The organism is Peribacillus sp. NPDC076916, from assembly GCF_050269675.1.
GTDB lineage: Bacteria > Bacillota > Bacilli > Bacillales > DSM-1321 > Peribacillus > Peribacillus aracenensis.
Genome location: NZ_JBNNIU010000004.1, coordinates 90,579 through 114,488, shown reverse-complemented (window position 1 = coordinate 114,488; position 23,910 = coordinate 90,579). Strand labels below are relative to the sequence as shown.

The 23,910-nt window shown below is 43.5% G+C and carries 28 protein-coding genes; 15 read left to right on the top strand and 13 right to left on the bottom strand.

The features are described 5' to 3' along the window. The first annotated feature begins 350 nt into the window (after positions 1 to 350). Positions 351 to 1,043: a 3D domain-containing protein gene (locus ACQKFG_RS14210; RefSeq protein ID WP_192206929.1), complete on the top strand. Its 693-nt coding sequence runs from the start codon at positions 351 to 353 to the stop codon at positions 1,041 to 1,043. Between the two features lie 89 nt (positions 1,044 to 1,132). Here the strand turns inward: ACQKFG_RS14210 and ACQKFG_RS14205 are convergent, their stop codons facing one another. Both ACQKFG_RS14205 and ACQKFG_RS14200 read right to left on the bottom strand, forming a co-directional pair. After that, the gene (locus ACQKFG_RS14205; RefSeq protein WP_427559930.1) at positions 1,133 to 1,921 is read right to left on the bottom strand and encodes a cobalamin-binding protein; all 789 of its coding nucleotides are present in this window, start codon (positions 1,919 to 1,921) and stop codon (positions 1,133 to 1,135) included. 9 nt (positions 1,922 to 1,930) lie between these two features. Continuing rightward, complete coding sequence (locus tag ACQKFG_RS14200) at positions 1,931 to 2,413, bottom strand: divergent PAP2 family protein (protein ID WP_098371458.1); 483 nt, start codon at positions 2,411 to 2,413, stop codon at positions 1,931 to 1,933. A 270-nt stretch (positions 2,414 to 2,683) separates the two neighbouring features. Here ACQKFG_RS14200 and ACQKFG_RS14195 point away from each other — a divergent pair, with 270 nt between their 5' ends. Next, the gene (locus tag ACQKFG_RS14195; protein ID WP_349728805.1) at positions 2,684 to 4,189 is read left to right on the top strand and encodes a leucyl aminopeptidase; all 1,506 of its coding nucleotides are present in this window, start codon (positions 2,684 to 2,686) and stop codon (positions 4,187 to 4,189) included. Positions 4,190 to 4,250: 61 nt separating this feature from the next. Here ACQKFG_RS14195 and ACQKFG_RS14190 read toward each other — a convergent pair whose 3' ends face one another. After that, a complete protein-coding gene (locus tag ACQKFG_RS14190; RefSeq protein ID WP_192206926.1) occupies positions 4,251 to 4,646 on the bottom strand; it encodes a hypothetical protein in 396 nt (131 codons plus the stop codon). 256 nt (positions 4,647 to 4,902) lie between these two features. Here ACQKFG_RS14190 and ACQKFG_RS14185 point away from each other — a divergent pair, with 256 nt between their 5' ends. From ACQKFG_RS14185 to ACQKFG_RS14160, 6 genes are all read left to right on the top strand, one after another. Continuing rightward, on the top strand, positions 4,903 to 5,652 hold the full coding sequence (locus ACQKFG_RS14185) for a GTP cyclohydrolase II (protein ID WP_427559925.1): 750 nt from the start codon (positions 4,903 to 4,905) through the stop codon (positions 5,650 to 5,652). Between the two features lie 13 nt (positions 5,653 to 5,665). Further along, the gene (gene ribD / locus ACQKFG_RS14180; protein ID WP_349728809.1) at positions 5,666 to 6,766 is read left to right on the top strand and encodes a bifunctional diaminohydroxyphosphoribosylaminopyrimidine deaminase/5-amino-6-(5-phosphoribosylamino)uracil reductase RibD; all 1,101 of its coding nucleotides are present in this window, start codon (positions 5,666 to 5,668) and stop codon (positions 6,764 to 6,766) included. A gap of 17 nt (positions 6,767 to 6,783) precedes the next feature. Beyond that, positions 6,784 to 7,881 (top strand): FAD-dependent monooxygenase, encoded by a 1,098-nt coding sequence (locus tag ACQKFG_RS14175; protein ID WP_349728811.1) that lies wholly within the window; start codon positions 6,784 to 6,786, stop codon positions 7,879 to 7,881. 15 nt (positions 7,882 to 7,896) lie between these two features. Beyond that, the gene (locus ACQKFG_RS14170) at positions 7,897 to 8,460 is read left to right on the top strand and encodes a 5' nucleotidase, NT5C type (RefSeq protein WP_192206922.1); all 564 of its coding nucleotides are present in this window, start codon (positions 7,897 to 7,899) and stop codon (positions 8,458 to 8,460) included. 110 nt (positions 8,461 to 8,570) lie between these two features. Next, positions 8,571 to 8,969 carry a hotdog fold thioesterase gene (locus tag ACQKFG_RS14165; protein ID WP_427559920.1) on the top strand — a complete coding sequence of 133 codons (399 nt, stop codon included), beginning with the start codon at positions 8,571 to 8,573 and terminating at the stop codon, positions 8,967 to 8,969. 86 nt (positions 8,970 to 9,055) lie between these two features. Continuing rightward, on the top strand, positions 9,056 to 9,775 hold the full coding sequence (locus tag ACQKFG_RS14160; RefSeq protein ID WP_349728813.1) for an MOSC domain-containing protein: 720 nt from the start codon (positions 9,056 to 9,058) through the stop codon (positions 9,773 to 9,775). A 52-nt stretch (positions 9,776 to 9,827) separates the two neighbouring features. Here ACQKFG_RS14160 and mnhG read toward each other — a convergent pair whose 3' ends face one another. From mnhG to ACQKFG_RS14125, 7 genes are read right to left on the bottom strand one after another with little or no spacing between them, the layout of a single operon-like run. Next, the gene (gene mnhG, locus ACQKFG_RS14155; protein ID WP_427559916.1) at positions 9,828 to 10,166 is read right to left on the bottom strand and encodes a monovalent cation/H(+) antiporter subunit G; all 339 of its coding nucleotides are present in this window, start codon (positions 10,164 to 10,166) and stop codon (positions 9,828 to 9,830) included. After that, positions 10,150 to 10,422 carry a Na(+)/H(+) antiporter subunit F1 gene (locus tag ACQKFG_RS14150; protein WP_370023645.1) on the bottom strand — a complete coding sequence of 91 codons (273 nt, stop codon included), beginning with the start codon at positions 10,420 to 10,422 and terminating at the stop codon, positions 10,150 to 10,152. The genes mnhG and ACQKFG_RS14150 overlap by 17 nt, the downstream gene beginning before the upstream one ends. An 11-nt stretch (positions 10,423 to 10,433) precedes the next feature. Further along, the gene (locus ACQKFG_RS14145; protein WP_076368131.1) at positions 10,434 to 10,910 is read right to left on the bottom strand and encodes a Na+/H+ antiporter subunit E; all 477 of its coding nucleotides are present in this window, start codon (positions 10,908 to 10,910) and stop codon (positions 10,434 to 10,436) included. Between the two features lie 6 nt (positions 10,911 to 10,916). After that, complete coding sequence (locus ACQKFG_RS14140) at positions 10,917 to 12,398, bottom strand: Na+/H+ antiporter subunit D (RefSeq protein WP_349728815.1); 1,482 nt, start codon at positions 12,396 to 12,398, stop codon at positions 10,917 to 10,919. Continuing rightward, positions 12,391 to 12,732, bottom strand: a complete 342-nt coding sequence (locus ACQKFG_RS14135) for a Na(+)/H(+) antiporter subunit C (RefSeq protein ID WP_192206917.1) — start codon at positions 12,730 to 12,732, stop codon at positions 12,391 to 12,393. The genes ACQKFG_RS14140 and ACQKFG_RS14135 overlap by 8 nt, the downstream gene beginning before the upstream one ends. Then, entirely contained in the window at positions 12,732 to 13,154 is a 423-nt protein-coding gene (locus ACQKFG_RS14130) for a Na(+)/H(+) antiporter subunit B (protein WP_260285694.1), read from the bottom strand. The genes ACQKFG_RS14135 and ACQKFG_RS14130 overlap by 1 nt, the downstream gene beginning before the upstream one ends. After that, the gene (locus ACQKFG_RS14125) at positions 13,151 to 15,556 is read right to left on the bottom strand and encodes a Na+/H+ antiporter subunit A (protein WP_427559911.1); all 2,406 of its coding nucleotides are present in this window, start codon (positions 15,554 to 15,556) and stop codon (positions 13,151 to 13,153) included. The genes ACQKFG_RS14130 and ACQKFG_RS14125 overlap by 4 nt, the downstream gene beginning before the upstream one ends. 333 nt (positions 15,557 to 15,889) lie before the next feature. On the opposite strand from ACQKFG_RS14125, the gene ACQKFG_RS14120 reads away from it, so the two are divergent. Then, positions 15,890 to 16,447 (top strand): DUF5366 family protein, encoded by a 558-nt coding sequence (locus tag ACQKFG_RS14120; RefSeq protein ID WP_427559908.1) that lies wholly within the window; start codon positions 15,890 to 15,892, stop codon positions 16,445 to 16,447. A gap of 35 nt (positions 16,448 to 16,482) precedes the next feature. Here ACQKFG_RS14120 and ACQKFG_RS14115 read toward each other — a convergent pair whose 3' ends face one another. Next, complete coding sequence (locus tag ACQKFG_RS14115; RefSeq protein WP_427559905.1) at positions 16,483 to 18,342, bottom strand: transglycosylase domain-containing protein; 1,860 nt, start codon at positions 18,340 to 18,342, stop codon at positions 16,483 to 16,485. A 260-nt stretch (positions 18,343 to 18,602) separates the two neighbouring features. Between ACQKFG_RS14115 and kapD the strand changes: the two genes are divergently transcribed. Then, the gene (kapD, locus tag ACQKFG_RS14110; RefSeq protein WP_427559902.1) at positions 18,603 to 19,226 is read left to right on the top strand and encodes a 3'-5' exonuclease KapD; all 624 of its coding nucleotides are present in this window, start codon (positions 18,603 to 18,605) and stop codon (positions 19,224 to 19,226) included. A 40-nt stretch (positions 19,227 to 19,266) separates the two neighbouring features. Here the strand turns inward: kapD and ACQKFG_RS14105 are convergent, their stop codons facing one another. Further along, a complete protein-coding gene (locus ACQKFG_RS14105; RefSeq protein WP_427559899.1) occupies positions 19,267 to 19,653 on the bottom strand; it encodes a kinase-associated lipoprotein B in 387 nt (128 codons plus the stop codon). A 179-nt stretch (positions 19,654 to 19,832) separates the two neighbouring features. On the opposite strand from ACQKFG_RS14105, the gene ACQKFG_RS14100 reads away from it, so the two are divergent. The 4 genes from ACQKFG_RS14100 to ACQKFG_RS14085 all read left to right on the top strand — a co-directional run bounded on the left by ACQKFG_RS14100 (position 19,833) and on the right by ACQKFG_RS14085 (position 22,085). Beyond that, on the top strand, positions 19,833 to 20,423 hold the full coding sequence (locus ACQKFG_RS14100; protein ID WP_034310270.1) for a peptidylprolyl isomerase: 591 nt from the start codon (positions 19,833 to 19,835) through the stop codon (positions 20,421 to 20,423). Between the two features lie 134 nt (positions 20,424 to 20,557). Next, positions 20,558 to 20,782 (top strand): hypothetical protein, encoded by a 225-nt coding sequence (locus ACQKFG_RS14095; RefSeq protein WP_192206910.1) that lies wholly within the window; start codon positions 20,558 to 20,560, stop codon positions 20,780 to 20,782. Positions 20,783 to 20,953: 171 nt separating this feature from the next. Further along, entirely contained in the window at positions 20,954 to 21,430 is a 477-nt protein-coding gene (locus tag ACQKFG_RS14090) for a GNAT family N-acetyltransferase (protein ID WP_427559896.1), read from the top strand. 40 nt (positions 21,431 to 21,470) lie between these two features. After that, positions 21,471 to 22,085, top strand: a complete 615-nt coding sequence (locus ACQKFG_RS14085) for a PH domain-containing protein (RefSeq protein ID WP_098371437.1) — start codon at positions 21,471 to 21,473, stop codon at positions 22,083 to 22,085. Positions 22,086 to 22,125: 40 nt separating this feature from the next. On the opposite strand, the gene ACQKFG_RS14080 is transcribed toward ACQKFG_RS14085, so the two are convergent. Next, positions 22,126 to 22,959 carry a manganese catalase family protein gene (locus ACQKFG_RS14080; protein ID WP_427560779.1) on the bottom strand — a complete coding sequence of 278 codons (834 nt, stop codon included), beginning with the start codon at positions 22,957 to 22,959 and terminating at the stop codon, positions 22,126 to 22,128. 168 nt (positions 22,960 to 23,127) lie between these two features. Here ACQKFG_RS14080 and ACQKFG_RS14075 point away from each other — a divergent pair, with 168 nt between their 5' ends. Beyond that, a complete protein-coding gene (locus ACQKFG_RS14075; RefSeq protein WP_427559891.1) occupies positions 23,128 to 23,883 on the top strand; it encodes a TraR/DksA C4-type zinc finger protein in 756 nt (251 codons plus the stop codon). The last annotated feature ends 27 nt before the right edge of the window (positions 23,884 to 23,910 follow it).

Sequence of the window (23,910 nt, the reverse complement as noted above, 5' to 3'; positions counted from 1 at the left end):
AAGGGCCGTCATTTATGGACGGTCCTTTTTTTGTAGGCTGTTTTCGCATACTTTGTTGCTATTTACCAAGTAGTGCGGTGTGGTTGATTTCCCCTCCAGATGCTCGCTTTCCGCGGGGCGGGCGGTGAGTCTCCTCGGCGTAAACGCCTGTGGGGTCTCACCTGTCCCGTTACTCCCGCAGGAGTCTCGCACTTCCGCTCCAATCAACCTTAAATAGTTTCGTTTAAAAACAACAATCCTTTACGAAAAGAGCCTTTTTGTAAGAAAAATTGGATCTTTCCATGCTTTATGAATACTTTCACTCTGGAAAGGGAACAAATATCCTTGTGAGAGGAGTGGAATTAATACATATGAAGATTGTAAAGGCATTATTTCTGAGGGTTGCTATTATCATATTATTTATCTTGGCCATCGAATCAACCTTGAATCATGTTTTTGGAGCTGTGCCTGAAGGCCATCCTTTTGACCAGGCAATGAGACAGCATCGAATGCTTGGTCTTGAATATAAAGCGATCCATAGTGGAGGCCAAGTTGCAACGCTAATGGCATCGGCATCCACGAGCAATGGTCCGACGACGATAGCGGAGGCAATCGAGCTCTCGAAATACCCGAAGCATGAAGTTTTGGCTACAGGATATACAGCAGGGTATGAATCGACAGGAAAGTACCCGGAAAGCCCATCCTATGGAATCACATATTCAGGGGTGAAGGTGAAAAGGGATCTGTTTTCCACCATTGCCGCCGATCTTGCCGTATTCCCTCTCGGAACCATCCTTTGGATTCCGGGCTATGGCTATGGGGTTGTAGCGGACAAGGGTGGTGCGATTAAAGGAAACCACCTGGACCTATACTACGAAACGGTACAAGATGTATATGAGAACTGGGGCAAGAAAACCCTTGAAGTATATGTTGTGCAAAAAGGGAATGGCGAGTTATCTGAAGAACAGCTAAGCAAGTTGAATGAAACAAAGATCAAGCAGGTATTCAAGCCGAAAATCGCTGAGAAAACATTGAACGAGAATGTAGCTTCCTTTGCTTTTTAATGTTTGATAGACAAATCGGAGAAAGTGAAGGTGAAAGGCTGCCTCGATTGAGGCAGCCTTTTTGATTGTCTGTTTCAGTTGTGACGCCCTTAGGCCATGCTTTTGTAGGCTTCAGGATGCAGGGTCTTTGCCAATTTGGAAAGCCCATCCAGTAAACGCGGAGAAGGCCGGCAGAATAATGGTTCTTCCATGATGTGAATATTGTTATCCCGGACGGCCTTCATATCAGACCACCCTTTCCGTTTCTTGACCAGCTCTGGGTTTACTTTTCGTAAAGGGACACCGACCCAAGCTAAGCAAATATGGTCGGGATCCTTTTTTTTGACATCTTCGGAAGTGACTTGAATGCTTGCCATGTCGACATCTTCGAAAAGGTTATATCCTCCCGCAAGCGTGCTGATCTCGGATAACCAATTAACTCCCCCTGGGCTGAATAAGGGATTAGGCCACCATTCCCAATACAGGGAAGGCTTTATTTCGATTTTGTCGGCGACGTTTTTATATTGAAGGATGGCATGACGGAATTTGGCAGCCTGTTCCTCTGCTTTTTCCTTAAGATCCATGGCCTCGCCCAAGGTCACTAAATCTTTTGCGATATCTTCAAGTGATTGCGGGTTGAAGATGATATGGGGGATGTTCCTTTCTTTTAGCCCTTCAATATTTTTTTCCATTCCCGGTACACTCAGGGAAGCCAGCACCAAATCGGGTTTTAGTGATTCAACATGATTGATGTCGATCGATAAGTCTGGCCCCACCTTGGGCAGGTGCTGTATGGTTTCAGGCCAATCAGAGTAGTCATCGATGGCGATAAGCTGATCTTCAATCCCTAGATATGTGCATAGTTCCGTATTGCTGGGGCAAAGAGAGATTATTTTCAAATTGAACACCTACCCTTGAAAGATGAAAAAATGAAGTGCCAGTGCAATGAATACTCCGGTCAAGGCTCCGAAAAATACCTCGATTGGTTTATGGCCCAACAGTTCCTTTAATTGTTGTTGTTTCTGTTTATCTTCTTTTTTCTGCCAGTTCTTTGCTTGCTCGACAAATGTATTGAAGTCGGTAACGAGCTGGTTCAGGACAGCTGCCTGTTCCCCTGCCTGCCGTCTCACTCCTGTTGCATCGAACATCGTGATGACTGCAAAGATCGTGGCAACCGCAAATACAGGGGAATCCATTCCGGTTTCGATTCCTACCGCTACGGTTAGGGCTGACACGGCCGCAGAGTGGGAGCTTGGCATACCGCCTGTGGAGTTAATGAGTGACCAGTTCACTTTACGAAATGCTATGAAGTGGATGGGCACTTTAATGAATTGAGCAAAGAAAATGGCAATCAATGCTGCGATTAAAGGGAAGTTGAGTAATAATTCCAAGAGTATCAGCCTTCTTTCTAGTTATAAGTAAAGATGAAAACCATATTTGGGTAAATACATCCTGCTCGGAATAAGGCCCTTATTATTAGTTCCATTCAGTCCTGTCGATTCCCTGCTGGTAATAGTATAAATATGATCTTTCTTATACTATTACTCTAAAGTCACCCAATCTAAACTATATCCCTTTTTATTATTATTTTCGCAGGCCTTATTCGAAAATGTTTGAAGATTTCGTTATAATGAATGTAATTGAATGGAGGAGGTAGCAGGATGTTCACAGTAAAAGATTCCTTGAATATAGATTTGATTGACGAATGCCTGATTCTAGGCGTATTTGAAGGACCCGTTAAATTTACAGGCATAGGAAAAGAAGCGGATGAGCGATTGGACGGCCAGCTAACAGAGTTAGTGAAAGCGGGAGAAATCTCTTCTAAGAAAAAATCGGTGGTCAAAATACATACATTAGGTAAATTAAGTGTAAAGAGATTGATTTTCGTAGGGTTGGGCAAGGAAAAGGAGCTATCATTTGAAACCCTTCGCGAAGCGTTGGGAAAAGCGCGTAAGACGATTAAAGAATCCAAGGTTACGACTCTTTCGATCGCTTTGGATACATTCACGACTGAAAATCTGGATGCATTGGACGCAGCGCATGCTTGTTCCGAGGCTTTCGAACTTGCTTCCTATAAATTTGATGGATACAAGCAAAAATCGAATCAGGTTGAAAAAAGCCTCGAATCAATCACGGTTTACAGTGAATATGGTCAAGAAGAGGTCGGTGCCGCGCTTCATGTAGGGAGAATCTTCGGAAGGGCGACGAACTCAGCCAGAACATTGGTCAACACACCAGGCAATTTGTTGACTTCCACGGATTTGGCGGATTATTCATCCGCCTTGGGCGAACGTTATGGTTTTGAAGTGGAGATACTCGAGAAGGGAGATATGCTCAAGTTGGGAATGGGCGCACTACTTGCTGTCAATAAAGGTTCGGCCGAACCTCCGAAAATGATCGTCCTGAAGTATCAAGGTAAGGATGAATGGAAGGATGTTATCGGGCTGGTCGGTAAGGGCATCACATTCGATACGGGTGGATACTCACTGAAAACGAAGGCTGGAATCGTTGGGATGAAAACGGATATGGGCGGTGCGGCAGCTGTTTTAGGTGCAATGGAAATTATCGGCGAATTAGGTCCCGATCAAAATGTCGTGGCTGTCATTCCATCTACTGATAACATGATCAGCGGTGATGCATTCAAGCCGGATGATGTGATCACTGCCATGAGCGGTAAGACGATAGAGGTGTTGAATACGGATGCGGAAGGCCGGCTGGTTTTGGCGGATGCCATGACGTACGCTAAACATCATGGGGCTGACTATCTTATTGACGTTGCCACCTTAACGGGCGGTGTAATAACGGCGCTGGGCATGGATATGACGGGTGCAATGACAAATGACACGGAATTCTATGAGCAGGTGGCCAACGCCTCAGAGGAGGCCGGAGAGCCCATTTGGAGATTGCCGATTACAGAAAAGGATAAAGAACGGGTACGGAATAGTAAAATAGCGGATTTGAATAATTCACCTGGAGGGGCAGGACATGCAATCATGGGCGGTGCCTTCGTCGGCGAATTTGCTGAAGGCACTCCGTGGGTCCATCTGGATATTGCCGGAACCTCCACAACCTCGAACAACTCCGAATTGTGCACGGCGGGGGCTACCGGTGTCATGGCACGAACGCTTGCACTATTGGTTGAAACCTTTGAAACGAAAACAAGATGAACCCAAATATCCGAAGCCGAAAATAGGCTTCGGTTTTTTTACCAAAAGAGGGTGGTGGACGTTATACATCCCTCCATTTCAAACTGACGATGATATGACAATTTTCTTCCCCCGCTTTAGGATAAAAATCAAAACGGATCCCATCGGGGTTATACGTGATATCAGGCTCGTTATTAATTCCTATCTTTCGGATCATATCGATCACGACACTCTTTTGCGATGCTTGGGCTGCGGTCATCAACCGGTTCGAGAAAGGCTTGGATGTGGCTAAAGTATCCATGACTTTTTTTACATCAAGCATTAAAAATTGCGAGGTCTTTGCCGATTTAACCAGCAGATCCGGATTGGTTGCCGAGTAGGGACGCAATGTTCCTTCCCGTTCCCGATTCAGATTCATTGCCCTGGCGTGAGGCGGAAATAGGATGGGGTCATATAAAAAATAAGGGAAATCCTCCAAAAGGTTTCCGTCCTTTCCTTAAGTCTGTCTATAGACACGTTTTCGTTATACGTTAAAATATGTATATAGGCCAGCCGATATGATTGCTGTTTGTGAATGACCTTTCGCCTGCAAACAAACTTCCCTGAAAATTATGATCAAAGACACACTATTATTTGTAAACTGCTTCATTGACAGGTATAGTGTATAGTAATATACTTACTTACCTAAAGTAAGGAGAAGGCACACTATAAATTATAAAATAGGTGATGTTAACATGAAAATAACCGAGGAAACAAAAAACCTTTTAATAGATAAAATGAATATCATCAAAACCCCGGGAAAAGCTGATATATGTCTTGTGGGACCTGTGAACCTGCCTGTTGAACAAGGAGATTTCTCAACGGTTTTCCAGTGGTATACATGGCTTCAGCTTGACGGCGCGGATAATGACAAGAAAGCGGTGCTTGATTCGCTTTCGGAAGCCAACCTCGCTTTTGGACAGCAATCCTCCGTATTGGTGTATGGAGATTTTAAAAATTCGGGGGATGCACTTGTCCGGATGCATAGCATCTGTCACACGGGTGATATCTTCGGCAGTAAACGCTGTGATTGCGGCTACCAGCTCCACCAATCGATGAAAATGATAGCCGAACATGGGTGCGGGGCCATCTTTTACCTTGCAGACCATGAAGGAAGAGGGATCGGCCTGTTTTCCAAATCACTTGCCTATTTGCTTCAGCAGGAGGGTTATGACACGGTCGAGGCGAATGAGGCTTTAGGATTCGAAGATGATACGCGATCTTACGAGGGAGCCATTCGAGTGTTGAGTGCACTGCGCGAGAATCCGGTGACTTTAATCACGAACAACCCCAAAAAGCTGGAAGCCCTCATGAAGCATGGACTTGCGGCAAAGGACCATATTCCGCTTTGGGGCGGTTTGACGGAAGATAATAGTTTCTATCTGGATACAAAAGTTAAGAAGTCTGGACATATTCCCCAAAAGAAGCCAACTTTGATTGTATAAGGAGAGCTATAGTATGAATGATGATCAATATTACATGAAGCTGGCACTGGATTTGGCGGCCAGTGCAAAAGGAAAGACGAATCCGAATCCAGTGGTCGGTGCAGTCATAGTCAAAGACGGCGTGATAGCCGGGACAGGGATCCACCGTAAAGCGGGTGAACCGCATGCGGAAGTGCATGCTTTCAAAATGGCGGGTGAGTATGCAGAAGGTGCAACGCTATATGTGACTCTTGAGCCTTGTTCACATTATGGAAAGACCCCTCCTTGTGCAAACTTGGTGAAAGAATCAGGTGTCCGGAGAGTTGTAGTGGCTACTCAAGATCCGAATCCGGAAGTGGCCGGCAGAGGGATATCGATCATAAAGGAAGCGGGCATTGAAGTGGAAGTTGGCATCCTGGAAAAGGAAGCTCAAAGGCTGAATGAGCGTTTCATTCACAATATGCTGACGAATCGGCCATTTGTCATATCGAAGTATGCGATGACGCTCGATGGAAAACTTGCAACCCATACAGGCCATTCAAAATGGATAACAGGGGAAGAATCACGTCATTCCGTTCATTTGCTGCGTGATGAGGTGGATGCCATTCTTGTTGGTATCGGGACAGTATTGGCCGATGATCCATCACTGACGACCAGACTTCCGGAAGGCGGAGGGAAAAATCCGATTCGGATCATTTTAGACAGTGAATTACGGGTTCCCTTGGATGCCAATGTTGTACAAGTATCAGATGCAAAAACCTTGATCGTAACACAGGAAAATGCACCTGCGGATAAAATGGACCTTTTACGTGAAAAAGGAATCGAATTCATTTTCATCCCCAAAAACGAGACGGGACTGAATCTAAGGGCTTTGATGGAAGAGCTGTATAAAAAGGGGATTACGGATGTCTTGCTGGAAGGTGGAAGCGAAGTGAATGCCTCTTTCCTTAGGGAAGGGCTCATCGATAAATACTTGATTTATATAGCCCCTAAACTATTGGGCGGAAGAAACTCATTAACACCGTTTACTGGAATGAATGTGGATACGATGGATGAAGCGATGGATGTTTCCTTCTCTGGCGTGGAAACGTTTGGCGAGGACATACGCATCACGGCTTATCCTAAATTAAAATAGACAACAGGTGAAGAGGCATGTTGGTTAAATCAGATGTATGCATAGTAGGATCAGGACCTGGAGGAGCCCTGCTGGCCTACCTATTGGCCAAGCAGGACATTTCAGTCGTATTGCTTGAGAGGCATTCTGAGGTTTCAAGGGAGTTCAGGGGCGAGTTCTTGAACGATGAAGGAGAGGGCATTCTTAAAAAACATGGTTTATTCCAGAGTGTGGAAAGACTAGGCTTGCTTAGGATGGAACAAATTGAATATTGGAATGACGGCCAAATATTCAAAAGGATTTTCCCTGAATGGCCTGTCGATCATGTTGGGATACATGTCCCTCAAAATCATCTGCTTACAGCTATATTGAATGAAGCCGAAAAGCTGGACTCTTTTCAATTGATGATGAATACGAGGGTTACGGACTTGATACAGAATGAAATGGGCCGTTTTACGGGTGTCAAGGCCCGAAATGGCGGAAATGACCTGGAAGTGCAAAGTTCATTGATAATCGGGGCGGACGGCAGATTTTCCATCGTTCGAAAAAAAGCGGGGATTCCAGTCGTGATAAAAAATCATGGTTATGATTTATTGTGGGCAAAAATTCCAGCCCCCGAGGGATGGAAGCCTTCGATCAAGATGGCATTGGTCAATGGCTCACAGGTTGCCCTCTTCACTCAGGCTGGAGGTTTCATCCAAATTGGCTGGAATATAGAACATGGTTCGTTTCCGCATTTGCGAAAACAGCATTTTGATCCGTTCATCGAAGATTTGCTTTTTGCCTTTCCTGAATTAAAAAAGGTTGTGGGTGAAAATATCCGCTCTTGGCATGACTTCATTTTATTGGATGTTTACAGTAGCTATTGTGAAACATGGACAAAGGATGGCGTTGCTTTATTAGGTGATGCAGCCCATACGATGACGCCTACAGGTGCATTCGGACTCAATTGTGCCATGAAGGATGCAGATATATTAGCCGAGCTTATTTCTGGATGCATCCTGCAGGGGGATGCTGGTTTCCTTGGGCTTAAAATGGCTGAGCCAAAAAGAAAAGCCGAAATTGATAGATTACAGGCCATTCAGGTGGACAAGGAAATTTCCTTCGCATCACAGTTTGCCGCCGCTTATGTTTGAATGGGAGTGAAGGATATGAAATTTGGTTTTGATATTGACGATACCCTTATTAACTTGAGGGAGTTTGCGTTCCATCTTTATAATGAAAAGCTTAATACGAATATAGAGATATCGAAATTCAGAGCTTTAAAGACGTTGGAGATCCATGAAGCTTTCGGGCTTGATAAAGAGGCTGGGGGCAAGATGTGGAACAGCCTTGCCGAGGAAGTTTATTATTCATCCTGTCCAGCCTTCGAGGGCGCAGTGGAAACGCTGCAGGAGCTTGAACGCGATGGTCATGAAGTCTATTACATCACAGCCAGGAAAGCGGAGCATGGTGAACGGACGAAAAAATGGCTGATTGAAAACGGCTTTCCGGTTAAGGATGACCATTTTTACTGCGGTATGAAGGATCATGAAAAAATTGAAACGATCCGCAAATTGGAACTGGATTATTATTTTGATGATAAACCGGCAGTGCTGGAAACTTTATTGGATATTCCAACGAAAGTGTATGCAATAGATAATTCCTATAACAGGGAATTGGATATTCCAAGACTGACAAGCTGGTTTGAATTAAAAGAAATCCTCTCCAAATAATACAATTCACATTATTGAGGGATGACTTGATAGACTTGGGTCATCCTTTTTTTGTATACTGATATGAATAGTGATTCATTTATTTACAGAAAAAAGTTGGGGGTAATGGGATGGAAAGAAATATTGAACAGTCATTGATCGGCACGCTTGGGATAGAAATGAAAGAAGTCGGTGATGGGAAAGTCATTGCGAAGATGCCTGTAGATGAACGAACTAGGCAGCCGTATGGTTTATTGCACGGGGGAGCGTCCGTTGCCCTTGCTGAATCTGTTGCAAGTTTTGGCGGCATGCAGCTGGTGGATCGTGCAAAACAGGCTGTCGTCGGCCTTGAAATCAATGCCAATCATGTAAGGGGCGTCCGTTCCGGTTTTGTTACCGCAGAAGGGAACATCCTCCATCGCGGGAAGACGACGATGGTGTGGGACGTGAAAATCCGTGATGAGGAGAGTCATCTTATCTGCGTTTCACGCTGTACATTGGCCGTTATCGACTTACCAAAACCAAAATGAATCAATAGAACAATCGCAGCGCAATGATTAGTATCCGGTTTAAGTATAATATGGCAGCAGATTATTGTATGAGAAGAGGTGTTTTTATGCTGGTTGGTCATATACAAGAAATCACCCGTCATCCTGTAAAATCATTTACTGGTGAACAGGTACAGAAAACAAGGGTGATGGATTATGGATTATATGGAGATCGCAGCCATGCCTTTAAAGGCAAAAATGGGAAATTCCTGACGATAACCCAAGTCCCGGAAATGGTCCGTTATCAAGCTGCTTTTTCTGGTGAGGAAACCGTTGACCAATATCCGGAAATCAAGGTGAAGACCCCAACAGGACAGGTGCTGACATGGGGAGAGGAAGCCTTTCAGGAGGAAATGGAGCGGTTGTTGAAACAGGAGGCAGCACCAGTTGTTTATCATCCTGCACATATTCCGTTAGGTGCGATTGAAGAAGAAAACATCCTGCTTGTCAGTGATGCCTCGATTGGCGAATTGACAAAGCTTTGGGGAAAAGAACTGGATGGCAGGAGATTCAGGCAAAATTTGGTGCTATCTTTAGTGAACAAAACGCCCTTTTTAGAAGAGCAATGGTTCGGAAAAAGGATTCTAATCGGAAATGAAGTGGAATTGGAGATCAAAAGGCATTGTGAGCGTTGTATGATCATAACGGTCGATCCAAGCGATTCCCATAGGGATCCAACTCTCCTGAAAACTGTCGTCAAGGAAAGGAACAATCATTTTGGCGTATATGCCTCAGTCATCAAAACAGGTGAAATCAGAGTGGGCGACCAAGTATTTTTAAAGGATTGAAACAGAAAAGAGCTGCTCCTGTAATCAGGGCAGCTCTTTTTCATGGCAGGGATCACTGGGTTTTCTTTAAATCATCCTGGATACTCCGATCCCACATTTTTATGCCAGTATGATAAGCCGAGCGCATGATTAAATGTCCGGCAACAGGACTGGTCATGAAGATAAAGATGATTGCTAGCACGACCCGGAAATCGAAATGGCCATGTTCATAGTAAAAATATAACAAGGTGCCGATCAGGATGAACATGATTCCAAGTGTCGAGCTCTTTGAGGCAGCGTGATTTCTGGTATAGACGTCGGGCAGCCGGATGATGCCGAAAGCCGAGACTAAAAAGAGAAAGACTCCCATCAATAGGAATAGGGCCGATAGGATTTCAACGATTGCGGTCATCTTCGATTATCTCCCCTTTCTCAAGGAATTTGGCGAAAGCGACCGTTCCGATGAATGATAGGATCCCGAGCAGTAGAATGGCTTCCAGATATGCGCTTGTATCCATGACAATGGAGGCAAGTGCAACGATCGCGATAAGATTGATTCCCATTGCATCGAGTGCGATGACCCGATCCGGTACGGAAGGCCCTTTGATTAAACGGTATAAGAATCCAATCATGGAAAGCGAAACACCTAGCAACGCGATTTTAAGCATTAGATCGAACATTATTTGCCCACCTCCATAATCGCTTTTTCAAATGTATTCTTAATGCTGTCCACAGCCTCATCTTTGTCGGCAATATCCATCGCGTGGATATAAAGAATCCGATTATCTTCCGATACCTCAACGACAAGTGTTCCTGGTGTAAGTGTAATTAAATTCGATAGTATCGTAATTTCCCAATCCTTGGTCAGCACGGTTTCAAATGCGAATATGCCAGGTCTCATATCCAGGCTCGGTTTAAGCACGGCCTTCAGGACGCTAATGTTGGAAAGTATGAGTTCCCTTGCGAATATGAGGAGCAATAGAACGACGGCATTCACCCTTTTCAAATAAAAACGTTCATTGAAAAAATGACGGAAGACGAACATGATGCCGAGCCCCAATATATATCCGATGATAAAAGTGCTCCCATTAAACTCATTTTTCAAAAACATCCAGATAACCGCAAGGAACACATTCAATAAAATTTGGAATGACATCAGGCACTACTCCTTTAAAACCGCTTTGTTATAGATTTCGGGATTCATTAATGAATCTACAGCTTGTGTAATGAATGGGTAAATCGATTCAGTCCCTACTCCGAATAAGACGGAAATGATCACAAGAATGACGGCAGGGACCAGCATTTTATTAACCGTTTGATTAGTTAAGGTATAATCAGCTTTCGGAGTTCCCCAAAAGCCATTCATGAATATTTTCATGACGGAATATAGGACCATCAAACTTGAAAGTAAGACAATGGCCATTCCAAAGTAGGCCCCTTTTTCGGCAGCTCCCTGAAGAATCAGGAGCTTGCCGGCGAAACCGCTGAACGGCGGGATTCCCGCCAATGATATGGCAGCTATGAAGAAGGTCCATGCAACGGCCGGGTATTGCTTGATCAAGCCGCCCATGTCCCGCAAATCATCCGATCCGCTGATTTTGATCATGATGCCAACCAGCAGGAAGAGTGCAGCCTTGATCAGCATGTCATGAATGATATATAGAATGGAGCCTGATAAAGCCTGTTCATTCATGACGGAGATGCCGAACAGGATAACCCCGACAGCGATGATGATATTGTAAATGATGATTTTTTTTACATCCCAATAAGCTATCGCACCAATGACACCGATGATGATGGTCAAGATGGCAAGTATCGCAAGGAAAGTATGGGTGAAATCCTGGTCATGATAAAACATGAGTGTATAGGTCCTGAAAATGGAATAGATCCCGACCTTTGTCAGCAATGCCCCGAATAGGGCCATCACGGGAATGGGCGGAGCATAATAGGACCCAGGGAGCCATTGGAAGAGCGGGAAAATGGCTCCCTTCAAACCGAATACGATCAAAAAGCCAATCGCTATCACCGAGACGATTCCAGGCTGGTTGACTTCCGCTATCTTCTGGCTGATGTCCGCCATGTTCAATGTTCCTAGAACTGAATAAAGGTACGCCACCATGATGACGAAAAAGGAAGAAGAAAGCACATTGACGATGATATACTTCAATGATTCCCTCAGCTGGATTTTCGTCCCTCCCAGTACAAGCAGCACGTAGGAAGCCATCAGCATGACTTCGAAGAAAACGAATAGATTGAAAAGATCCCCCGTAAGGAAGGCACCGTTTACACCAATCAGCAAAAATTGAAATACAGGATAATAATAATGTCTTTCACGTTCCTCCCCTATGGAATAAAACGAGTAAAGCAGTATGGCCAATCCAATGATATTCGTGGTCAGTACGAGCAGCGAAGAAAGCATATCTGCGACGATCACGATCCCGAATGGCGCATCCCAGCTGCCGACACCTAAAGTCAAGATCCCTTGAGTATGGACCGTAAACACTAGATAAAGGGAAATCGCAATTCCTATTAGAGAAGAAAAAAGGGATATCCCTCTTTGGAGTTTGATTTTTTTTGCAAAGAAAATGAGAAAGATGCCTGTGAAAAGCGGCCATAAAACAGGCATGAAAGTTAGATTATTCATTCGCTTCCGTACCTCTCATTTCATCCATGTCATCCGTACCGAGTTCCTGGTAGGTCCGGTATGCAAGTACCAGCAGAAATGATGTGACCCCGAAACTGATGACGATCGCCGTCAAGATAAGCGCTTGCGGAAGCGGATCGACATAGGATGCGGCTTCATCACTCAGCAATGGAACGGAACCGCCTTTCAAACCGCCCATCGTCAATATCAAAAGGTGGGCGCCGTGACTAAGCAGCCCAGTACCGATTATGATTCTTAAAATGCTTTTGGAAAGCATTAAATATGTTGCACACATAAATAGTATTCCAATGACAATGGCCATTAAAAGTTCCATTATTCACTCTCCCCTATCGTTTGAATAATGGTCATCGTTACACCAACAACCACAAGATAAACACCCAGATCAAAAAGTACCGCGGTATGAAGCGAAATGTGCCCAAGAAGCGGTAAATCAACATAATGATAAACATGTGTCATGAGGGGCACCCCAAACACCAGCCCACCGGCTACGGTCAAGCTTGATATGAGCAAGCCTGAACCGATCATTAACTTATAGTCAATCGGCAAGATGCCGGTAACGGTCTTAATGTCGAAAGCGAGCAACAGCAGGACTATGGCGGCTGAAGTCATTAAACCGCCGACAAACCCGCCTCCTGGCGAATAATGCCCGCCTAAAAAGATGGCAACCGCGAACAGCAGGATAACAAAGGCGGCGACTTTCGTAACCGTTTGAAGAATTAGGTCATTTTGCTTCATGATTTATCTTTCCTCCCCGTCAAACGCAGTTTGATCATCGCGAATATTCCGAGCGCAGCGATGGAAAGGACAGTGATTTCAAACATTGTATCAAGTCCGCGGAAGTCAACGAGAATGACGTTCACGACGTTTTTTCCGCCTGCTTCCTTATAAGCATTTTCAAGATAGTAATTTGATATGGAATCAAATAGTTTATTGCTATGTGCCGATAAGGCAATCAATGTCACGATGACTCCTACACCAATGGATATCAACGCGTTATTCAACTTGAATGTCATCCGTTCTTCCTTTCTGCTTGCCATTAATGGAAGGTGGAAGAAACAGAGCAAAAACAGGGATACCGAAATCGTTTCGATGACTAGTTGGGTCAGGGCTAAATCTGGTGCCCGCAGCAAAACGAAAAATAAGGAAATCGTATAACCGACCGCTCCTAAGATGATAATGGAAGTTAAACGGGATCTTGCAAACAGAATGGCGATCGAGCCAATTACGATGATCGCAGCCAATATCAATTCATATAGGCCAATCCGGGCAAAGTTCCCTGTATCCAATTTAAATGCATCCTTCCAATAAAGCGTAAAGCCCAATGAGAGAATGAAGAAAAGGAAGATTGAAAGCAGATATGTCCGAATATAACCTGTCATTAAAAATTTCATGACTGATGATGCTGAGCGATCGAGCCCTCTAACCCCGTTATCATACAAAGCATTCAGGGAGATGCGTTCAGGAATCCATCTAGTGATCTTCTGCCACTTCGGAAGCGTTTTGTATAAAAGGATTCCAAATGCTATGATGCCGACGGTCATCCATACTTCAGGTTTGAATCCATGCCAGAAGGCGATATGGACTTGGAAATCGGGACCCGCCAAGCTAGGCTGTATGCTGGCTACCGCAGGTTCAATGATCCGGGAAGATAGCAAGTTTGGAAAAATACCGAAAACGATGACCAGCGAAGCAAGGATGATCGGGGATATCAGCATCCCGACCGGTGCCTCGTGGGGCCTCTTGTCCAATAGTTGCAACTGAAGTTTGCCTGTAAAGGGTTTGAGCACGACGATCATGCTATATATGAAAGTGAATACACTGGCTACCCATGCCGCCACAGGGAAAAGGACCCCCCATGTCTCCATATTGAAGATATTCAATTCCAATACATTCACCATGCTGGCCAAGAACATTTCCTTGCTCAAAAAACCATTGAAGGGCGGAAGTCCAGCCATTGAAAAAGCGCCTATGACAGCGACGGTGAAAGTGATCGGCATCACCTGCATCAATCCGCCGAGCTTTCTGATATCACGTGTACCTGTTTCATGGTCAATGATGCCGGCAACCATGAAAAGGCTGCCTTTAAAGGTCGCATGATTAATCAAGTGGAATACTGCAGCAACCGTGGCTGCCAAGTATATATTTTCCCCAAAAGATTCATAGTGGAGGGCCGCTGCCCCAAGTCCCAAAAGCGACATGATCAATCCGAGCTGACTGATGGTGGAAAAAGCGAGAATACCCTTTAAATCAGTCTGCTTGATTGCTGAGAATGAGCCCCAGAACAGGGTGATCAGTCCGGCGATCGAAACGAGCCAGAACCATAATCCTGATTCTGCAAAAACAGGGCTTAATCGGGCTACCAAATAAATTCCGGCCTTGACCATTGTGGCGGAATGAAGGTAAGCACTGACCGGTGTCGGGGCTTCCATCGCGTCAGGAAGCCAAATATGGAACGGGAACTGTGCAGATTTGGTGAACGCTCCAAGCAGCACAAGCAAAAGTGCAGGAATGAAGAGCGAGTGGTCCATAAGTTCCCCGCTTTGGGCAATCAATTCACGAATGCTGAATGTGTTCCCCATAATGGAAAGGAGAATGATGCCGCCAAGCAAGCTTAAGCCGCCAAGCACAGTGATCAACAGGGATTTCTGCGCCCCATAACGTGAACGCTCCCTTTCATTCCAATATCCTATCAAGAGAAAAGATGATAAACTCGTGAATTCCCAAAATGAATAAAGAACAATTAGATTATCGGATAAGACGACACCAAGCATCGCTCCCATGAAAAGCAAAAGGAAGACGTAAAATTGGTTCAGCCTTTCTTTCTCTTTCGATAAATAGAAAATTGAATACAGAACGACGAGTGAACCTATACCTGTAATGAGCAAGGCGAACAAAAGGCCTAGTCCATCTATATAGAAATCAACGTGAATTCCGAGAGAAGGAATCCATGTAGCGCTTTCCATAATGATATCCCCTTGTTTGGTCAAGGAAATGAACCTTGAAAAATACGTGAAAAGGAGAATCGGTAAAATCAATACAAACCATCCTGTATGTATTTGTCGAAATAGTTTGTATAATATTGGTACGATGATTGCTAATAGAAACGGTGATAATACCGCCCAATGAAGTAAAGACATAAACTCCCTCCCTTTTTAAAACGAACCTCAGCCGTCTTATTATGCTTTTTTTTGAGCAATTCTAGACGTTAGGAAATCTTCGCTGAATATGTATTTTTTTATCGAATACTTGCCTCGCTTAAAAGTATAACGCAATTTATGTGGGTTTGCATGGCTTTGAAAACGGTGAAGGCCAACTTGAACGAAGTTTTATATATAGGTAGAAAAGGAGGGGGAACCAACCTGAAAAATTTTATAAAAAATTTTTTTAAGGGTGAATTAATAGAATATCCATTGTGAAATAGTGGATTACCTAGCATAATATAGGGTAAAAGACGCGCGGATGGAGAAATCATGAAAAACACATATTTACTTAGCTATTTACCAATCATTTCAATCTTATTATTCAGCCTCTCCTTTGCCATTTATGGGGAAATGCAAATGCTCAAGTTATTTGGTAATTTGGGAATTTACCAAGGGATGCTTGAGTTCTTTTCTGAAACCGGCATCAAACTGGCGCTGCTGATCGTATTGCTCCTATCATTCTTCATGGTTTTCGCTGCATTGAAGCTGATCTCCGATACGATATTGGAGCTGTCTTTATTATTCTTTTCCAAGGATTCGGAGGGTAAAGCCCTTACCAGTGTAAGAAAGGGAGCGGTCATATATGTGATTGGCGGTACCTGTTCATTGTTCAGTGTTCAATTCATCATCGGGCTTGGGTCGATCTTTATCGCAACGAATATTGTGGCTTTAATTTATTTTGTCAATAAGTTAAGCCTAAGCCTGGACTTATCGAGGCTGGTGGGATTGGTCTTCTTTCCAATCTTCGCTTGGACGGCACTGATTTCAATTGTCGCTTATGCGGGATTGAAGCTTTATAACAGCGTTATTGCAAGTCTTCCCATATAGCAAAAAAGAAGGTGCCATCTCGGCACCTTCTTTTTTCATTCGGCAGTCTGGCTGATATCTTTCCAAATCAATACATGGGGTGATTGTGAATAGATGGATTGTAAAGTGGATGGCTTGTCTCTTCCAACCCAAACTCCCGTTGTATAGTTTGCTGTCAGACCGACAAACCATATGTCTTTCACGTCATTGGTCGTACCGGTTTTCCCGCCGACATAATCCGTAGGAAAGTAGGCTTTGCGGGCTGTCCCGGAAAGGGCCGTTTCGTGGAGCAGCTGCCGCATCTTGGCTACGGTGCCTTTGCTCCATATCTCCTTGGAACGGTCTTTCCATTTATAAAGGACTTTACCTTCTTGATCGGTGACTTTAGTAATGGCGCGCGCTGGCTGATAGTTTCCGTCATTGAAGGAAGTATAGGCATCCGTCAGTTCTAGGGGACTCATGCCATATTCGAATCCGCCTATGGCCGAACTTGTATGGTGGTCTTTTTTGCTCACCTTTTTAAAGTCGAAAGCATCCAGGTACTTGAAACTCGTCTCAACCCCCGTCTTTTCAAAAAGCCTTATGGCGGGTGTGTTATAGGATTGAGCGAAGGCAGTTCTTATTGAGACCATCCCGTAGCTGGCACCGCTATAATTCTTTGGGCAATAGCTATTGCTGCAATAGCTTGCTCCACTAACGAGCTGATTGATGTCAGCATCCGTTTCTTCTAAGTAGGGAGCATAATCGAGAAGTGGCTTAATGGCTGACCCTGGCTGCCTATAGCTTTGGTATGCCCGATTGAAAGAATTTTTTTTATAATCCTTTCCCCCAATCAAAGAGACAAGCTCGTGCGTATGATGCTGTATAACCACTAAAGCTCCCTCGATATCATTGACACCGAGTTTTGATTGAACAGCAGTCTTTGACTGTGTTTGCAGTTTAGTATCGAGGGCGGTATGGATGGTTACACCGGAATTCAAAAGCTTTTTTATCTTTTTATCCAGCTCGGCTTCTGCCTGCTTACGGATAGCGATATCAGGGCTTTGCAGAGTTTTGTCGAGACCCTCGGAGGATGCAACCAGATTTTTCAATTCCTGATGAACATACGTCACGTAATCGGGATATAAGTCGACTGGGGTGGACAAGTCTAATTTAATCGTACTTTTGATAAGTTTTTCGTACTCGTCCTGTTTTAAATCACCTTCGGCCACCATTTGTTTCAGTAATCTCTCCTGACGCTGTTTCGTTGCATCGAAATGTTTAAGAGGATTATAGTTTTCCGGATTATTAGGGATTGCGGCCAGGAAGGCAAGTTCTGCCTTGGATAACTCTCCAGTCGGTTTACTGAAATAATATTGGGAAGCAGCTTCGATTCCATATGCGCCATTACTGAAATATATGGCATTCAAATACAGCTCCATGATTTCCGGTTTTGATTTTTTTCTCTCTATCTGATGGGCATAAATGAACTCACTGAGTTTTCGGCTATACGTCCTATCATGTGAGAGATAAACATTCCTGGCCAGTTGCTGGGTAATGGTACTGCCGCCTTGTTCGATTGCTTTATTTTGTGAATTGATAAGAAGCGCCCTGCTTATGCCGGATATGTCAACGCCTGCATGATCATAAAATTTCTGATCCTCTGTAACGATGAACAGATTTTCCAGGAAAGGGGGGATGTCTTCAAGTTTTAGGTAAGTTCGTTTCTCACCAGTGGAAATTTCACTGATGACCTTTCCATTTGCGGCCTTCATGTAACTATTCTGAGCCAGTTTTATCGATTCAATGGGAATTCGCTCGTCGAGTACATGATAGGGAGATTGCGCTACGGACCACTCCTGATAAGAAAGGAAAATGGAAAGGATCAGTATCGGAACTAAGAGGAAAATCGTGATATAACCAAGATACGTGCGCATAGTTCAACTTCCTCACTAATATATTTTTAGTATGTCCTTGGATTGAAGGGATGAAAAAATGGTACTTTTGGTCCATTCATCCATCATAATCCAAATAAGGTAGATAATAAAGAGTTTTGGGTAAATTAGGTATGACGTCAGGGTCCGTATCCGAATGGTATGTTACGATCCTAAGAAAAAATTCTAAATCTTCTGTTATAATGAGAAAAAACATTTTTTGCTTATAGGTTGATGTCAGGAATATGAAGGGGGTCATAAAAATGGAGGAACAACAGCAATATGTATTCATTGATTTTGAATTTACGATGCCGGAAGGAAAAGCCAATCCAGTAGGGTTTTATCCGGAAATCATTGAGGTTGGTTTAGTCACCGTCATTAATGAGACCATTCAGGAACAATTCTCATCTTTTGTTAACCCGATGAAATTTCCAGTTTTGACGGGGAGATGCAAGAAGTTCTTGAACATTGCCCAGGATCAGGTGGACCGGGGGATTTCATTTGAAGAGCTGGTCACTTTATTGAAGAAAATGGATGAGCAGCACCCGACGACGATTGTTACATGGGGAAATATGGACATGAAGGTGCTTCGCCAGAACTGTCAGAAAGCAGGGTTGGATTTCCCTTTTTCAGGAAAACAAATTGATCTTTGCCTGGAGTATAAACGCTTTTTCGGGGATCAAAACCAAACCGGACTTTGGAAAGCTGTACAGGCCTATGGCAAAGAAGGGACAGGCAAGCATCACAGGGCGTTGGATGATGCCATTACGACATATAATATCTTTAAGTTAGTAGAGAAAGATAAAAGTTATATGAAAAATCATGAACCGACGACAATTGGCGATCGCATTGATTTATCAAAGGTTTTGAATCATTTAGCGTTATAAAAGCCAAATCATATACTACTGATTTGGCTTTTATCATGCTTTATTTGAAATAGTCTGCTGCTAGATCTTCAAGCAACTGTAAGCTTTTATCATTCCACTCTGTTTGGGCTTCGCTTAAAGTGCTTTTCATTTTCTCAACTGCTTCTCTTAAGGATTCCTTATACTCAGGAATCTCCTCATCAAAGTTCTTTATCATATTCTTTGGTACATTGGTTTGCTCCCGGAATGCCAGAGCACGCCGTTGATGGAACATGGACACTTCCGTTTGCTTCGGGTTATGAAGATCTCCCTGCATGGGATGCTTCAAGACAGCCAACACTTTAACAAGATATGCAGCAGGTCTGATATCGGTGACTTCCCCGATGTATTTTCCAGTTTTATATATGGCGGTAACCTTATCGCCTATTTTAAAATCCTGTTCTGACATTTCCCTACCACCTTTCTTTTAACTTCCTTCATGATACATAAGAACAACGATTTTTCACAGCGAATTTGTTCAATTTCGTAAAGATGCTTTTTTTATGAAAATCGTGTAAAGTGTACAAATGAAGATGAAAAATGGTGTTTCATGCCATTTTATTTTTAAAAAGAAAGAGGTTATGTCCAATGACAAACTTTCCACAATTAACAAGTGAAGTTTTGGAAAATGAAAAAGCGGTTATCATGCAAACGACGATGGGCGATATTAAAATTAAACTATTCCCTGAACTGGCTCCAAAGACAGTGGAGAATTTCCTGACACATGCTGAAAACGGTTATTACGAAGGAATCATCTTCCACCGTGTCATCAAGGATTTCATGCTTCAAGGCGGAGATCCGACAGGGACTGGAATGGGTGGAGAAAGTATCTGGGGAGCTCCATTTGAGGACGAGTTCTCCATGCAATTATTCAATTTGCGCGGAGCTCTTTCCATGGCTAATGCAGGCCCGGGAACAAACGGCAGCCAATTCTTCGTCGTACAAGCCCAGCATGTGGACAGCAGGATGGGTGAGCAAATGAAGCAAGCCGGTTATCCGGAGGAAATCATCAGTGCATATATGGAACAAGGAGGCACACCATGGCTGGATCATAAACACTCTGTTTTTGGACAAGTGGTCGAAGGCATGGACGTTGTTGATACGATTGCCAACGTGGAGACAGTTGCGGGAGACAAGCCAGCAGTGGACGTGGTCATAAAAGGGATCACCATTTTATAAATAAAAGAAAAGCGGGGGGCTTACTGCCTCTCGTTTTTTTATGTTTTAGTGGATTAGGCCCACTAGTGGATTGTTCTGGTAATTGATATAATGGGATAATGCAGTTTAATTCCCTATCAGGAAGGATGTATCGGATGGACTTTCTCAATCATGCTTTACTGGGTTTGTTTCTTTACTTTCCAGAAGACAAGACTGAATATATCTCGGCTGGTATAACTTGCTTCATTTTTTTAGTGGCAGCCGTTTTTACGATGAGGGCAATTATAAGATATTCAAAGAAGGAAGAAATGAAAACCAAGCAATTCGAAGATGAAGTCACCAAAAGGAACCAGCGAATGAAGGATGATACCATTTCTTGATCCTAGAAGATGCCAGCAATTTGCGAGCCCCGTTTTTTTGATATTGATTTTCTGAATATGAATGGTATTATGTTTTTGTTTGAAGGTAGAGATGAATTAAATGTTCCCTTATCAGCATAAGCATTTTATACTATAAACATAGAGATAGAAATTTTGGGGGCGTAATTGGTTATGCAAATCATAGCGAAAAGAATGATTGCGGCAGATACGGTTAAGGATTTTTTCATTCAGCACTGGGAGACGACTCAAGTCGTTTTTTCAAGAGGCTTGTTTCATTATGCGGAACTTGAGGGTGTTGGGGTGATGGACGAGAATGAAAAAATCACGGGGTTGGGAACATACAAATTATCCGGCCATGTTTGTCAGATCATCTCTTTGAATAGTGAGCATGAGAATCAAGGTGTGGGCTCATCGTTGCTTTACGTGATGGAAAATATCGCTAAGGAAAAAAATTGCCATACTATTAAAGCGATTACAACGAACGATAATCTACAGGCATTGAAGTTTTTTCAAAAGCGTGGTTATGTCATCTCGGAAATCGTTAAAAATGCCGTTGAAGAATCACGGAAAATCAAGCCCGAAATACCATTTTACAGTTTTGATGGAATTCCGATCAGAGACGAGATAATACTGGAGAAATACTTATAATAAGGTGAGATTCACCTGGATTTTGATAGGGGGAATAGGGATGTTTAAGAAAATGGCGGCGGATGCCCTTGGTCTTAGTGATATTGGAAGTGTGATTAAGCCTGCTGATTATGACAAGGTGGATGCAGATGACTATATCATGCATGAAGATGGGGAAAAGATTTATTTCCTGATCAAATCGAAAACCGATGAGTATTGTTTTACGAATCAAGCCTTCATACATTTGGACGGCACAAGTGCCATAAGCAAAAAGCGTACACTTACAAGGTATAGCTACAGCCAGCATAATATTTCCAACGCTACACTTGAAACCGCAGGGACCGTGGATTTGGATGCGGAAATTAAATTTTCGATCGGTGCAAAGACTTTCTCGATTGATGTCCATAAGAAATTCATTGAAGAATTAAAAGACTTATTCAAATCACTCGTGAAAATCTCGGAAATTTGCCATGAGAATGAGTATGCCCTTCAATATGCCCAGCAAAGCGTAAACCTTGCTTCTTCCACTTTGAACCAGGTTCGAACTGATGGCAGCCAAATGGCTGCAAGTTTCAAGGAAATTAATTCTGCAGCTTTCGAATGGTTGATGGATAGCCGGAAAAAGTACCATGTTAAAGATTTCGGCTTTGTTTTCGAGAAATATATCAATAATTAAAAAAGGAGGCGAACACGGAATGATGTGTCCGCCTTCTTTTTTAATTGTTCAAATCACTCAAGCCAGGGCTATGTTCATTTGGCATATCCGGCATTTCAGGGACAGGGAATCCTTTTGGCGGATCGGTAACAGCAAGGTTTCCGCCATTTCGGCTCGGTGTCTCCCCTTTGAAAATCTCGCCGATTCGTGTTTGGTCCAGCCTGAAATTGAATTGTGCATTATGGTAGCCTAAATCCACATATTTGCGGCATTCAGGATATTTGTTCAAATCATAATTAGGTACAGGGAAGATTTTTCCCCAGTCAACCCCAAGCGTTTCTAATGCCTTGGCAAATGCATTTTGGTGGGCATTGTCGCGCACCATTAAAAATGCCAGTGTTTCGCGCATAGATTTATTGGAACTCATTTCATAAATCCTGGACTTTTGCAGGACCCCCGTGGATTCAAGCATGACATTGTTCAAAAGGTTAGCCACAAGATTACCATGATCATAAACCCCTGATCCATTCCATGGATTGCCGCCAGCATCGACGGGCAGGGATGCTTTCGCACCGATGATGAAGTGATGGGGGTTTGCACCGCCTTTGATGACTTCATCCAGTGGGGCGCCATCGGTAGCGGAATCTCCAGGCATATTCCCGCCAGCACCATTCAGCAGCTGGTTTATGGTTGATTGGACAAGTTCAATGTGGCTTAGTTCCTCCAAGAAAACTCCACGGAGTAAATCACGATATTGTTTAGCCTTGCCGCGGAAGTTTGCGCTTTGGAATGAATACTGCATCATCGTCCGCATTTCGCCGAATTGTCCTCCAAGCGCTTCCTGAAGTACTTTTGCTGCATTCGGATCAGGCTTATCGGGAACGATTATATTGATTAAGTCTTCTTTCTAGAAATACAATTGAAAAGCCCTCCTTGAAGTTAATATTCCTAAGTTAGCTTCTGTTATCTGAATTAAATTATTCCTAAGGTAAAAAGTACCTTTATGGAATGGCGGGAAGAGAGAAATACTAGAGGGAAGAACGATTTTGAAAGGATGTTGCACATGCTATCCAATCAGCAGCTTAAAGAATTTCAACAGCAATTGCAGCAATCGAAGCAAGAGTTGGAAGAGCGGTTAAATGATTCAGGCAACCACGATTTAAGAAGAAGCTTGGAGGATTCGACAGGTGAGTTATCGAGTTACGATAATCATCCCGGAGATGAAGGAACCGAGTTATATGAACGGGAAAAGGATTTGGCCCTTTCCGAGCATGACCGCGATGAAATAAGGGATATTGAACGAGCGCTTTCCGCCATCGAGGCAGGTGATTATGGAAAGTGTGAGGTTTGTTCAAAGGAAATACCTCTTGAACGTTTGAATGCCATCCCTACCACTACTTATTGTGTCGAGCATACTCCATCACAGGAAACTTCAGACAATCGGCCGGTGGAAGAGGAAGTGCTGGGACCCCCATTTGGAAAGTTCGATTATGATGACCGTCACGAATCGGTAGCATACGATGCGGAGGATTCATGGCAGGATGTTGCCAGTTATGGAACATCTGAATCGCCTTCCGATTTTGTAAATCCGCCAAACGATTATGAAGATATGTATGTCGAGTCCGAAGAAAATATCGGATATGTCGAAAATTATGAAAACTTCGTTGGTGTGGATCTATACGGTAAAGAGATAACGGTTTATCCAAACTCCCAATATCAAGAATTGAAGGAAGAACTTTTTGAAGAAAATATTCAAACCTCGTTTGGGGATTTGCCACGATATGAGCATGATCCTTATGTCGATGAAGAGAAAGATTGAAAAAGAAGAACCAGGATTCTAATCCTG